At 68.3% G+C, this 12,543-nt stretch carries 10 protein-coding genes and 2 tRNA genes; 3 read left to right on the plus strand and 9 right to left on the minus strand.

The window, feature by feature from the left end; translation table 11 throughout:
* Positions 1-304: 304 nt before the first annotated feature.
* The 6 genes from IEZ08_RS31600 to IEZ08_RS31625 all read right to left on the minus strand — a co-directional run bounded on the left by IEZ08_RS31600 (position 305) and on the right by IEZ08_RS31625 (position 8,453).
* Complete coding sequence (locus IEZ08_RS31600) at positions 305-2,902, minus strand: valine--tRNA ligase (RefSeq protein WP_068925726.1); 2,598 nt, start codon at positions 2,900-2,902, stop codon at positions 305-307.
* A gap of 118 nt (positions 2,903-3,020) precedes the next feature.
* The gene (gene clpX / locus IEZ08_RS31605; protein WP_068925728.1) at positions 3,021-4,298 is read right to left on the minus strand and encodes an ATP-dependent Clp protease ATP-binding subunit ClpX; all 1,278 of its coding nucleotides are present in this window, start codon (positions 4,296-4,298) and stop codon (positions 3,021-3,023) included.
* Positions 4,299-4,491: 193 nt separating this feature from the next.
* Entirely contained in the window at positions 4,492-5,136 is a 645-nt protein-coding gene (locus IEZ08_RS31610) for an ATP-dependent Clp protease proteolytic subunit (RefSeq protein ID WP_068925729.1), read from the minus strand.
* A gap of 13 nt (positions 5,137-5,149) precedes the next feature.
* Positions 5,150-5,794, minus strand: coding sequence for a ClpP family protease (locus tag IEZ08_RS31615; RefSeq protein ID WP_141704197.1), 645 nt, complete (start codon positions 5,792-5,794; stop codon positions 5,150-5,152).
* Positions 5,795-5,988: 194 nt separating this feature from the next.
* Complete coding sequence (gene tig, locus IEZ08_RS31620) at positions 5,989-7,371, minus strand: trigger factor (RefSeq protein ID WP_068925730.1); 1,383 nt, start codon at positions 7,369-7,371, stop codon at positions 5,989-5,991.
* Positions 7,372-7,580: 209 nt separating this feature from the next.
* Entirely contained in the window at positions 7,581-8,453 is an 873-nt protein-coding gene (locus IEZ08_RS31625) for a Sco1979 family transcriptional regulator (protein WP_189243560.1), read from the minus strand.
* A 244-nt stretch (positions 8,454-8,697) separates the two neighbouring features.
* On the opposite strand from IEZ08_RS31625, the gene IEZ08_RS31630 reads away from it, so the two are divergent.
* A complete protein-coding gene (locus tag IEZ08_RS31630) occupies positions 8,698-9,213 on the plus strand; it encodes an ATP-binding protein (RefSeq protein ID WP_229803733.1) in 516 nt (171 codons plus the stop codon).
* A 70-nt stretch (positions 9,214-9,283) separates the two neighbouring features.
* A complete protein-coding gene (glyA, locus tag IEZ08_RS31635) occupies positions 9,284-10,567 on the plus strand; it encodes a serine hydroxymethyltransferase (protein ID WP_203863571.1) in 1,284 nt (427 codons plus the stop codon).
* Between the two features lie 97 nt (positions 10,568-10,664).
* On the opposite strand, the gene IEZ08_RS31640 is transcribed toward glyA, so the two are convergent.
* Positions 10,665-10,738, minus strand: a tRNA-Pro gene (locus IEZ08_RS31640).
* 89 nt (positions 10,739-10,827) lie between these two features.
* Here IEZ08_RS31640 and IEZ08_RS31645 point away from each other — a divergent pair.
* Positions 10,828-10,898: transfer RNA gene (locus tag IEZ08_RS31645), tRNA-Gly, on the plus strand.
* A 196-nt stretch (positions 10,899-11,094) separates the two neighbouring features.
* Here IEZ08_RS31645 and IEZ08_RS31650 read toward each other — a convergent pair.
* Both IEZ08_RS31650 and IEZ08_RS31655 read right to left on the minus strand, forming a co-directional pair.
* Positions 11,095-11,763: a maltokinase N-terminal cap-like domain-containing protein gene (locus tag IEZ08_RS31650; RefSeq protein ID WP_068925734.1), complete on the minus strand. Its 669-nt coding sequence runs from the start codon at positions 11,761-11,763 to the stop codon at positions 11,095-11,097.
* A 231-nt stretch (positions 11,764-11,994) separates the two neighbouring features.
* Positions 11,995-12,396, minus strand: a complete 402-nt coding sequence (locus IEZ08_RS31655) for a YybH family protein (RefSeq protein ID WP_068925736.1) — start codon at positions 12,394-12,396, stop codon at positions 11,995-11,997.
* Positions 12,397-12,543 lie beyond the last annotated feature (147 nt).

The following is a 12,543-nucleotide window of genomic DNA, read 5'->3' on the forward strand; positions in this document are numbered from 1 at the left end:
AATCTGACCCGTTCGAGCACATCCATCCGGATTGCGACTGCCCCGTCTCCGAGGCAACCCCTCTACCTTACTCCACCATCCGGTTCATGTCCAATCGTGCGAACATGCCCGAAATGTCGGAAGTTTGGAGAGAGGGAGGCAGGGTCGCTCCCTGCACCAAGAACATTAGCAGCCTTTCCGGATGGCATGAGCCATTCGCCGGTAACAACTAGGTCTTCCCTCCCCCAGAGAGCCCCAAACACGGAACCCCGGAGTCAACAGACTCCGGGGTTCCGTTCAAGCGCGGGTTCGGTCGGTCACGGGTTCAGCCGGCCGCGGGCCCGGCGGCGGGCCCACCGGCTGGCAGGGCCTCCAGCTGAGCCGTCAACCGGGCGATGTCCTGGTCGGCCTGGGCCGCGCGGGCCCGGACCTTGGCCACCACGTCATCCGGCGCCTTCGCCATGAACTGCTCGTTCCCGAGCTTGGCCGCGACCTGCGCGGCCTCCTTCCGGGCCACGGCGAGGTCCTTCTCCAGGCGCTTGCGCTCGGCGGCCACGTCGATCGTCCCCGCCGTGTCGATCTCCACGAGGACGCCGCCCACATCCAGCCGGGCGGTCGCGGTGAACGACTCCGCCGGCTGGTCCAGGCGGAGCAGCGAGCGGATCGCACCCTCGTGCGAGGCGAGAGCCGTACCGGAGAGGGACAGCCGGGCGGCGACCCGCTGGCCGGGCTTGAGTCCCTGGTCCGAACGGAACCGGCGGACCTCGGTGACCAGTGTCTGGACCGCGAGGATCTCCTCTTCCGCGGCGCGGTCGCGGAAGGACTCCTGAACCGTGGGCCACGGCGCGACGGCGATGGACTCGCCGCCCGTGACGGCCCGCCACAGCTCCTCGGTGACGAACGGCACCAGCGGGTGGAGCAGCCGGAGCAGCGCGTCGAAGACGTGCCCGAGGACCAGCCGGGTGTGCTCCTGGCCCGCGGCGAGTTGGATCTTGGCCAGCTCGACGTACCAGTCGCAGACCTCATCCCACGCGAAGTGGTAGAGCAGGTCGGAGACCTTGGCGAACTCGAACTCCTCGAAGGCCTCGTCCACCGAGGCGACGACCTCCTGCAGACGGGAGAGGATCCACCGGTCAGCCGCGGTGAGCTCCGCCACCGGCAGCTCTCCGACCGTGGCGCCGTTCATCAGCGCGAACCGGGTGGCGTTCCAGATCTTGTTGCAGAAGTTCCGGGAGCCCCCCGCCCACTCCTCGCTGATCGCGACGTCGGAGCCGGGGTTGGCCCCGCGCAGCAGCGTGAAGCGGGTGGCGTCGGCGCCGAAGCGCTCGACCCAGTCGAGCGGGTCCACGACGTTCCCGAACGACTTGGACATCTTCTTGCCGTACTGGTCACGGACCATGCCGTGCAGCGCGACCGTCCGGAACGGCGGCTCGCCGTCCATGGCGTACAGGCCGAACATCATCATCCGGGCGACCCAGAAGAACAGGATGTCGTAGCCCGTCACCAGGACCGAGGTGGGGTAGAACTTCTCCAGCTCAGGCGTGCGGTCCGGCCAGCCCAGGGTGGAGAACGGCCACAGGCCCGAGGAGAACCAGGTGTCGAGGACATCGGGGTCCTGGACGTAGCCCTCGGGTGCCTGCTCGTCGGGGCCCACGCAGACGACCTCGCCGTCCGGGCCGTACCAGACCGGGATCCGGTGGCCCCACCACAGCTGCCGCGAGATGCACCAGTCGTGCATGTCGTCGACCCAGTCGAAGTAGCGCTTGGCCAGCTCCGGCGGGTGAATCTTCGTCCGGCCGTCGCGGACCGCGTCGCCCGCGGCCTTGGACAGCGGCGAGACGTTGACGAACCACTGCAGGGAGAGCCGCGGCTCGACCACCGTCTTGCAGCGTGAGCAGTGACCGACCGAGTGCAGGTAGGGACGCTTCTCGGCGACGATCCGGCCCTGCTCGCGCAGCGCCGCGACCACCGCGGGGCGGGCCTCGAAACGGTCGAGCCCCTGGAACGGGCCGTGCGCGGTGATCACGCCGCGCTCGTCCATGACCGTCAGCGACGGCAGGGAGTGACGGCGGCCGATCTCGAAGTCGTTCGGGTCGTGCGCGGGGGTGACCTTGACGGCTCCGGTGCCGAAGGCCGGGTCGACGTGCTCGTCGGCGACGATCGGGATGCGCCGCCCGGTCAGCGGAAGCTCGACCTCGCCGCCGACCAGGTGGGCGTAGCGCTCGTCGGACGGGTGGACGGCCACCGCTGTGTCGCCCAGCATGGTCTCGGCCCGGGTGGTGGCGACCACGATGGAGTTCTCGCCCTCGCCGTACCGGATCGAGACGAGCTCGCCCTCGTCCTCGCTGTGCTCGACCTCGATGTCGGACAGCGCGGTCAGGCAGCGGGGGCACCAGTTGATGATGCGCTCGGCGCGGTAGATGAGCCCGTCGTCGAAGAGCCGTTTGAAGATGGTCTGAACGGCGCGGGAGAGGCCGGGGTCCATGGTGAAGCGCTCGCGCGACCAGTCGACGCCGTCGCCGAGCTTCTTCATCTGGCCGAGGATCCGGCCGCCGGACTCCTCCTTCCACTGCCAGACGCGCTCGACGAACGCCTCGCGCCCGAGATCGTGGCGGGACAGGCCCTCCTTGGCGATCTCACGCTCGACGACGTTCTGCGTGGCGATTCCCGCGTGGTCCATGCCCGGCAGCCAGAGCGTCTCGTAGCCGCGCATGCGGGCACGGCGGGTCAGCGCGTCCTGGATCGAGTGGTCGAGCGCGTGGCCGATGTGCAACACGCCGGTCACGTTCGGCGGGGGCAGGACGATGGTGTACGGCTCGCGCTCGCTGCCCGGGTCCGCGGTGAAGTATCCGTTCGCCACCCAGCGCTCGTAGCTGCGGGTCTCGACGTCGGCGGGTGTGTACTGGGTTGGCAGCTCTGGCATCGTCACGGTGTCCAATTCTAGGGACGGTTGTCGAGGACGTTCGAACGGTAACGGGTTCACCTACGGCAGCGCCCCCGCGGAGTGTCTCCGCGGGGGCGCCGGCCGTACGCTGTGGGGCTTATGCCGACTTCTCGCGCGGAGTGCGCTGCTTGGCGAGCTGGTCGCGGGGTACCAGGGTCGGGTTGACGTGCTCCAGCACCGACTCCCGGGTGATGACGACGCGCGCCACGTCCTGGCGGGAGGGTACTTCGTACATCACCGACAGGAGGACCTCCTCCAGGATCGCCCGCAGGCCGCGAGCGCCGGTGCCGCGCAGGATCGCCTGGTCGGCGACGGCCTCCAGAGCGTCGTCGGTGAACTCGAGCTCGACGTTGTCCAGTTCGAACAGGCGGCGGTACTGCTTGACGAGGGCGTTGCGCGGCTCGGTCAGGATCTGGATGAGCGCCTCGCGGTCGAGGTTGTGCACGCTCGTGATGACCGGGAGACGGCCGACGAACTCGGGGATCATGCCGAACTTCAGCAGGTCCTCGGGCATGACGTCACCGAAGACGTCGGAGGTGTCGATGTCCTCCTTGGAGCGGATGACGGCGTTGAAGCCGATTCCCTTCTTGCCGACCCGGGACTCGATGATCTTTTCGAGGCCGGCGAAGGCTCCGCCGCAGATGAACAGCACGTTGGTGGTGTCGATCTGGATGAACTCCTGGTGCGGGTGCTTGCGTCCGCCCTGCGGCGGCACACTCGCCGTGGTGCCCTCCAGTATCTTCAGCAGGGCCTGCTGCACGCCCTCGCCGGAGACGTCACGGGTGATCGACGGATTCTCGCTCTTACGGGCGATCTTGTCGACCTCGTCGATGTAGATGATGCCGGTCTCGGCCTTCTTGACGTCGTAGTCGGCGGCCTGGATCAGCTTGAGCAGGATGTTCTCGACATCCTCACCCACGTAGCCCGCCTCCGTCAGCGCGGTGGCGTCGGCGATGGCGAACGGGACGTTCAGCATCTTCGCCAGCGTCTGGGCGAGCAGTGTCTTGCCGGAACCGGTCGGGCCCAGGAGCAGGATGTTCGACTTGGCCAGTTCCAGGCCGTCGTCACGCCCGCGCTCTCCGGACTGCACCCGCTTGTAGTGGTTGTAGACAGCCACCGACAGGGCTTTCTTCGCCTTGTCCTGCCCGATGACGTAGGCGTCGAGGAACTCGTAGATCTCCCTCGGCTTGGGCAGGCTGTCCCACTTGAGTTCGGAGGACTCGCTGAGCTCCTCCTCGATGATCTCGTTGCAGAGATCGATGCACTCATCGCAGATGTATACGCCGGGCCCGGCGATGAGCTTCTTGACTTGCTTCTGGCTCTTCCCGCAGAAAGAGCACTTCAGCAGGTCTCCCCCGTCGCCGATGCGTGCCACCCCAGATACTCCTTTGCGTGGGACCGCCCTGGCTGTCGCGGTCCGTTTCTTCCGACCGGCCCGATCCCGGTACGAATAGCCATCCCGCTCAGGTTTCGACGTTACCGTCTTCTGAGCCCTCAGTGAGCCCCCTGACGGCGAGTCGCACCGGAAGGTGCCCAATTGGGCACCGTTCCGATGCAATCTACCCCCTTTAGGAGGCGACGGCCTTGGCAAGCTTCTTACGCGACGGGATGATGTCGTCGATCAGCCCGTACGCCTTGGCTTCCTCGGCGTTGAGAATCTTGTCGCGCTCGATGTCCTTGCGGACGTCCTCGGGCGTCCTGCCCGAGTGCTGCGCCACGAGCGTCTCCAGGAGCGCCCGCATCCGCAGGATCTCGCGCGCCTGGATCTCGATGTCGCTGCCCTGGCCCCCGCCCTCCGTGGAGGGCTGGTGGATGAGCATGCGGGCGTTCGGCAGGGCGAACCGCTTGCCCGGCGTGCCGCCGGCCAGCAGGACCGCGGCCGCCGAGGCCGCCTGCCCGAGACAGACCGTCTGGATCTCCGGCCGGACGAACTGCATCGTGTCGTAGATCGCCGTCATGGCGGTGAACGAGCCGCCCGGCGAGTTGATGTAGATGCTGATGTCGCGGTCGGGATCGAGCGACTCCAGGGTCAGCAGCTGGGCCATCACGTCGTTGGCCGAGGCGTCGTCGATCTGCACCCCGAGGAAGATGATGCGGTCCTCGAAGAGCTTGTTGTACGGATTCATCTCCTTGACGCCGTACGACGTGCGTTCGACGAAGGAGGGAAGAACGTATCGGCCGTTGATGTCTCCCGGCCGGATCAACTCACTCACCTTGTGTGCCCCTTCAGGAGACGGCGCCCTCGGAGGGCACCTGGCGGGCGCTCCGGACGACGTGGTCGATGAAGCCGTAGTCCCTGGCCTCCTCGGCCGTGAACCAGCGGTCACGGTCGGAGTCGGACTCGATCTGCGCCAGGTCCTGGCCGGTGTGGAAGGCGATGCGCTCGGCGAGAGTCTTCTTGACGTAGAGCATCTGCTCGGCCTGGATGGCGATGTCGGCGGCGGTGCCGCCGATGCCACCGGACGGCTGGTGCATCATGATGCGGGCGTGCGGCAGGGCGTAGCGCTTGCCACGCGCGCCGGCGCACAACAGGAACTGGCCCATGGAGGCGGCCAGACCCATCGCGACCGTGCACACGTTGTTCGGCACGTACTCCATCATGTCGTAAATCGCCATACCGGCGGTCACTGAACCGCCCGGCGAGTTGATGTAGAGCCAGATGTCCCGGTCGGCGTCGTCGGCCGCCAGCAGCAGCAGCTCGGCACAGATTCGGTTGGCGATCTCGTCATTGACCTGGGTGCCCAGCACGATGATGCGCTCGCGCAGCAGCCGCTGGTAGAGCTGGTCTTCGAGCCTGAACGAGCCGTTCGGCTGGCTCATCGACTCAGGGCCCGAGCCGGTCGGCTGGTAGAAGGTCGGCGGGCTGGTCACAGCGTCACCTTCCGATGCGTCGTAATCGATTGGCTTTGCTTGTGACCTTAACGCGCCCCGCCTGCCGGACATGCCCCCTCCACGTGCTGTTCGCCGACAGCGCATGCGGGGAAGGCGCGCCGCAGACGACGACACCCCCGCCGTGGGAACACGGACGGGGGTGTCATACGCGTCGTCGCAGGGCCTGCCGGGGGTTACTCGGCGGCCTTCTCCTCGGCCTGCTCCGCGGCGGGCTCCTCCGTGGGGGCCTCACCGTTGATCTCGGTGTAGATGGCCTTGAGGTCCACCTCGTTGCCGGCCTCGTCGACCACCTTGGCGGCGTCGCCGACGACGCTCTTGGCCTTGTCACGGACGATCTCGACCATGGCCAGGGTGAGCTGGTCGTTGTCGGCCAGGTGCTGGGCCAGCACGTTCGGGGCGACGTTCATCTGCATGGCGCGGCGGACCACGAAGTTGGTCAGCTCCTGCTCGCTGACACCGAGCTCCTCGGCCTTGACGATCTTGTCGAGGACGAAGCCCGTCTTGAGGGCCTTGGCCGAGGTCTTCTCGATCTCGGCGTTCCGCTCCTCCTCGGTGGTCTGGTAGAGGCGGAAGTACGCCTCCTTGCTCAGGCCGCTCTCGGCGATCTGGTGCTCGAGGTTGTGCTTGCGGCTGTCGATCTCGGTCTTGAGCGCGCTCTCCGGCAGCGGGATGTCGATCTTGTCCAGGAGGGCGTCGAGGGCGTTCTCCCGGGCCTGGACGACCTGGTCGATGAGCTTGTTGCGGCGGGCCTGCTCGCGGATGCTCTCCTTGAGCTCGTCAAGGGTGTCGAACTCGCTCGCCAGCTGGGCGAACTCGTCGTCCAGCTCCGGGAGGACCTTCTCCTTGACGCTCTTGATGGTGATGGTCACCACGGCCTCCTCGCCGGCGTTCGCGCCGCCGACCAGGTTGGTGGTGAACTCCTTGACGTCGCCGGCGGCCATGCCCTCCAGCGCGTCGTCCAGGCCCTGCAGGACCGAGCCGGCGCCGACCTCGTAGGAGACGTCGTTGGCCTGCTGCTCCTCGATGTTCACACCGTCGATCGCGGCGGCGAGGTCCATCACCACGAAGTCGCCCTTGGTCGCGGGGCGCTCGACGCCGGTCAGCGTCGCGAAGCGCTGGCGCAGCGCGTCCAACTGGGCGTTGACGTCCTCGTCGGACACCTCGGCGACCGGGACGGTGACCTCGATGCCCTGGTAGTCCGGGATCTCGAAGTTCGGGCGGATGTCGACCTCGGCGGTGAACTCGACCTGCTCGCCGTCATCGATCTTGGTGACTTCGATCTCCGGCTGGCTGACCGGGAAGATGTCGCTCTCCTCGACGGCCTGGCCGTACAGCTTCGGCACCGCGTCGTTGAGGGTCTCCTCGAGCACCACCGCGCGGCCGAAGCGCTGCTCGATGATGCGGGCCGGAACCTTGCCGGGGCGGAAACCGGGGACGCGCACCTGCTGCGCGACCTTCTTGTACGCCGCCTGCATGCTCTCGCCGAGCTCCTCGAACGGCACCTCGACAGTGAGCTTGACCCGGGTCGGGCTGAGCTCCTCGACAGCGGTCTTCACGGGGTGGTCTCCTTGATCAAGCTTCGAGTGATCGCGGGCGCGCCAATTCGTACGGCTACCGCGGCAAGCTCGCGCGCCGCGCCCACATGAGCGGCACCGGTCACAGCCATGAGACATGCCACACGATCAGGGCATGCTTCGCCGTGGCGGGTGTCCAGCGCCGCAGGCCAGTCTAGGGCAGACCCATACCTTGCAGCGACCGGCGCCGTTCAGTTCTCTTTGATTATGCGTTTAAGGATGTCAACCGTTTCGTCCGGCGTGGTGCTCACCGCGCACAACCGCTCCATGACCTCGCTGTAGCGGTCCACGTCCTCACGCTTGTCCAGGTACAGGGCGCTGGCGAGCTGCTCCACGTAGACCACGTCGGGCAGTTCGCGGTCCTGGAAGCGCAGGATGCTGAAGGCGCCGCCCTCCGCGCTGTGGCCGCCGAAGCTGAAGGGCATGACCTGAATCGTGATGTTGGGCTGGCGCATGAGATCCATCAGGTGCTCCAGCTGGGCCCGCATCACGTCCGTGCCGCCGATGGGGCGCCGGAGCGCCGCCTCGTCGATGACCGCCCAGAAGAACGGTCCGTCGGGGCGCTCCAGGATGCGTTGGCGTTCGAGGCGCAGGTCCACCCGGCGCGCGATCTCCTCGGGCGCGACCCCGGCGCTTCCCGCGGTGATGACGGCCCTGGCGTACTCCTTCGTCTGCAGCAGGCCGGGCACGAACTGCACCTCATAGGTGCGGATCCGGGACGCCGCCTCCTCCAGTCCGACGTAGGTCTGGAACCAGCTGGGGAGGAGGTCGTTGAAGCGGTGCCACCAGCCGGGTTCGTTCGCTCTGAGAAGGAGGTCCATCACGGCTGCGCGCGCCCCCTCGTCCTCTACTCCGTACAAGGTGAGCAGGTCCGCGACATCGCGTTCCCTCAGACCGACCCGCCCGAGCTCCATCCTGCTGATCTTGGATTCGGAGCAGCGGATCCGGTGGCCGGCCTCCTCGCGCGTGAGGCCGGCGGCCTCGCGCAACCGGCGCAGTTGGGAGCCCAGGAGGATACGCAGAGCTGTGGGACCGGACCCCGGCCCCTGGTGGATCTGCGTCACTTCGCCTCCCTGTTCACGTGGGCCAGCGGACACAGTGTCACCACTTCCGGCCGCCGTGACAAGGTCCCAACTCTACGGCCCCATTCGTCGCTTCTCTACGGGGCTCGCCCATGCGGCTGCACATTGCAGCTGCACGTGCATTTGGGTCTTGCAGGAGGCGTTCTCGTGACCCATGATGGCTTAGTGCATATTGGGCTTAAGGCGCACAAGCTCTGAAAACTCTCAACCATCACGGAGACTCACCATGACAGCGGGAGGTACCGGCAGGATGGTGGAGGAGCCCATATCGGCTGCCGACTGCCTGCAGGCGACCCGCGAGATCGGCTTCGACGCCTTCCTGGTGGCCGACCGCTCCGACGCCACGGCGTGTCCCCTTCCCCGGCAGGCCGACTCCGTCAAAACCGCCAGGGACGTGACCCGTTCGACCCTCAGCGAATGGGGCCTGGCCGAACTCAGCGACGACGCGGCGCTGGTCGTCTCCGAACTGGTGACCAACGCCGTCCGTTACGCGCTGTGCCCTCCCAGCCGGACCGCGGCCCACCCCATCACCCTGCTGCTGCTGCGCCTGACCTCGCCCTCGCACGTGCTCCTGGCCGTCGCCGACCCCAGCGACGAGGCCCCCGTCCGCAAGGAGCCCGACTTCATCTCCGAGAACGGGCGCGGTCTCTACATCGTCGAGACCTACAGCCACTCCTGGGGCTGGGACCACCTCAACCGCGGCGGCAAGGCCGTCTGGGCCCTCTTCAGCGGCACCCGCTGAGTCGCGCGGCCCGTCCATGAGCCCCGCCCTCACACCTCGCCCCTGGGTTCCCTCCCCGTCCGAGGAACGGGTGCGCTCCGTCGCCGAGGCCGTGACCGCTCTGCCCGCCACGGTCCTGCAGCACGAAATCGAACGGCTGGCCGCCGAGAACCGCCGCATCCACGACGTGGAGTCGGTCAACCTCAACCCAGCCACGAACATCATGAATCCCCGGGCCGAGGCGCTGCTCTCGGCCGGTCTCGGAACACGGCCCTCCCTGGGCTACCCGGGTGACAAGTACGAGACCGGCCTGGAGGCCATCGAGCAGATCGAGGTCATCGCCGCCGAACTGGCCGCCCAGGTCTTCGGCGCCGCGTACGCCGAGGTCCGCGTCGGCTCCGGCGCCCTCGCCAACCTCTACGCGTTCATGGCCACCTGCGCGCCCGGCGACACCGTCATCGCCCCGCCCCCGAGCATCGGCGGCCACGTCACCCACCACGGTCAGGGCGCGGCCGGCCTGTACGGCCTGACCACCGTCTCCGCCCCCGTCACCCCGGACGGATACACCGTGGACGTCGACGCCCTGCGATCCCTCGTCCGCGAGACGCGTCCCCAGCTGATCACCATCGGCGGCAGCCTCAACCTCTTCCCCCACCCTGTCGCGTCGATCCGCGAGATCGCCGACACGGTCGGCGCCCAGGTCCTCTTCGACGCCGCCCATCTGTGCGGCATGATCGCCGGCCGTACCTGGCCGCAGCCGCTCTCCGAGGGCGCGCACCTGATCACCATGAGCACCTACAAGAGCCTCGGAGGGCCTCCGGGCGGCCTCGTCGTCACCGACGACGCCGGACTCGCCGAGCACCTCGACGCGATCGCCTACCCCGGTCTGACCGCCAACTTCGACGCCGGGAAGACCGCGGCGCTCGCCATGACCCTGCTGGACTGGAAGGCCGCCGGGCCCGCCTACGCGCGGACGATGGCCGCCACGGCCCGGCGGCTCGCGGCCGAGTTGCTCTCCCTCGACGTCCCGGTCTTCGCCGCCGACCGCGGCTGCACCCGCTCCCACCAGTTCGCGGTCATCGCCCACCGTTACGGCGGCGGCCAGCACGCCGCCCGCAGACTCCGCCGGGCGAACCTGCTCGCCTGCGGCATCGGCCTGCCCGTGGACCCGATCGGCGGCGACGTCAACGGCCTGCGCATCGGCACCCCCGAGATCGTCAGGCTCGGCGCCACCGAGGCGGACATGCCCGCCCTCGCCTCCCTCATCGCCCGCGCCCTGGACCCCGGCACCGACCCGGCCGCGGTCGCCCCGGAAGTCACCGAGTGGCGTGGGCAGTTCTCCGGCGTGCACTTCACCGCCGACACCCCCGGCTGAGCCCGGCGGCCGCCCTCCGGAGGCGAGGAAACGGCCCCTGGGGAGGCGAGGAAACGGAAAAGGCCGGTTCCGCTGTGAACCGGCCTCCGCCTCACGGTCGGGGTGACAGGATTTGAACCTGCGGCCCCCTGCTCCCAAAGCAGGTGCGCTACCAAGCTGCGCCACACCCCGCGGCGTCAGGTACGCGCACACTCCGGATCTCCGGTACGATTACGCCCTGACGACCGGATGAAGTCTAGACCAGACCAACACCGGTTCGTGCGGACGTAGCTCAATGGTAGAGCCCCAGTCTTCCAAACTGGCTACGCGGGTTCGATTCCCGTCGTCCGCTCACATGACGAAGGGCCAGGTCACCGGGCATCCGGAGACCTGGCCCTTTGATCTTCGTCACGTTTTCCGATCCTCTGTGCCCGAGGGGTCCTCCGAGCTCTCGCGGGGCCCCTGCGGGGCCCCTGCGAGGCCGTCATCCGCTCTCCAGGCATCCGCTCTCCAGGCATCCGGCCTGCGGGCTCACCTCTCGCTGGGATCTAGACGCGGGGGCCGGTGCGCACGACGGCGAACACCCCCCGCGCGCGGGTGCCGTCCGGCATGTCCCAGCAGCCGCCGACGTGGCCGGCGGCCTCCGGCGGGAGGACGGGCTCGCTGCCCGGGGCGGGGTGCAGAACCCGGTGCAGGCGGAGGACGGCACCGTTCGGCGCGGACAACTCGGTGCCTTCCCGGTCGTCGACGGCTTCGGTGGTGGCGAAGTCCGCGAGGGCGGGGCCGTCACCGCGGCAGGAGCGGGTGACCTCCCGGTCGGGGGTGTCGCTGATGTTCTGGTCCTGAGCCTGCGCCCGGCCCTCGATCAGAGCCAGCAGCTGGGCGACCAGCACCGGGTCCTGGCAGCCGTCGTAGGCCCAGCGCCGCCCCAGCACCCCGTGTTCCATGGTGCCGACGAGGGCGTGCTCCGCTCCGTCGAGCGGGGCACCGCGGTAGGTGAGCGGCACCAGGTAGGCAGCCGGGTGAGCGCCGGAGGTGTCGGTGACCACCATGAACTCGATGCCGACCTCACCTTGCGGGTCGTCCAGCCGGAAGCCGCCGGACTTGACCAGCCGGGGCCCGCCCGCGCCGCCGGAGTACCACGGCCGGGAGGGCAGCCAGGAGGCGAGCAGTTCCAGCTTGGTCGGCTTGAGGACGGTGTGGTGGATGACGGCCATGCGGGATTCTCTTCCGTTGAGCGGATGCGATCTTCACATCCTCCCATCAGGCGGCGGAGCCGTTCCTTGGGCGCCGGCCGTGCCCGGCGCTTGACCGGAGCCCCTCCCCCTCTCGCCGCTCGCCCGCTCGTCCCGCGGAGGGCCGGGTCACCGGGAATCCGGCGACCCGGCCCTCACGCTTCATCGTGCTCCGCGGATTCCGCGTGTCCGCCGATTCTCTGTGCCCGCCGGTCAGGCGGTTCCGTAGGGATTGTCGATGACGTACCGCCACAGCCCGTCCGGGCCGCGCCGGGCGACGTCGGCCGCGGCTCCCTCGAAGTGCACGTCGGTGCCGTCACGCGCGGTGCCGCGGATGGACCAGTCGACGATGAGGAGGGCGATGTCGTCCGCGACGTAGGAGTGCCGTGTGCGTGCCTCGATCGGCGCGCCCAGACCGAGCAGGTGCTCGATGGCGGCGATCCGCCCGGGACCGGTCATGGGATGGCCGGGGCTCGGGACGACGATGCCGTTCTCCTCGTACGCCCGGTCGACGGCCTTGGAGTCGCCGGAGTTGAACGCGGCGGCGAAGACCGCGGGATGCAGTGCGGGATCCTCGGTGAGACGGGCCCGCCGGGAGTCATGATTGTTCGTCATGACTCATACATCATAACACGAAATGTAATCAATTTTCCAGGACGCCATATCCGCCCGATGAGCCGCAGAGCGACTTCTCAGCACAAGGCGCCCTTGCATTTCTCTGACCGCTCGCGGCTCCTGTCCACCGGGGAGGGGCGTCCGTAT

This window comes from Planobispora rosea (genome assembly GCF_014648175.1).
GTDB classification, from domain to species: domain Bacteria; phylum Actinomycetota; class Actinomycetes; order Streptosporangiales; family Streptosporangiaceae; genus Planobispora; species Planobispora rosea.

Bases quoted from the DNA above. Each gene is read 5' to 3' on its own strand.
- IEZ08_RS31600 (WP_068925726.1), bottom strand. From the start codon at position 2,902: ATGCCAGAGCTGCCAACCCAGTACACACCCGCCGACGTCGAGACCCGC.
- IEZ08_RS31630 (WP_229803733.1), top strand. From the start codon at position 8,698: ATGACAGCGGGAGGTACCGGCAGGATGGTGGAGGAGCCCATATCGGCT.
- IEZ08_RS31650 (WP_068925734.1), bottom strand. From the start codon at position 11,763: ATGGCCGTCATCCACCACACCGTCCTCAAGCCGACCAAGCTGGAACTG.
- IEZ08_RS31655 (WP_068925736.1), bottom strand. From the start codon at position 12,396: ATGACGAACAATCATGACTCCCGGCGGGCCCGTCTCACCGAGGATCCC.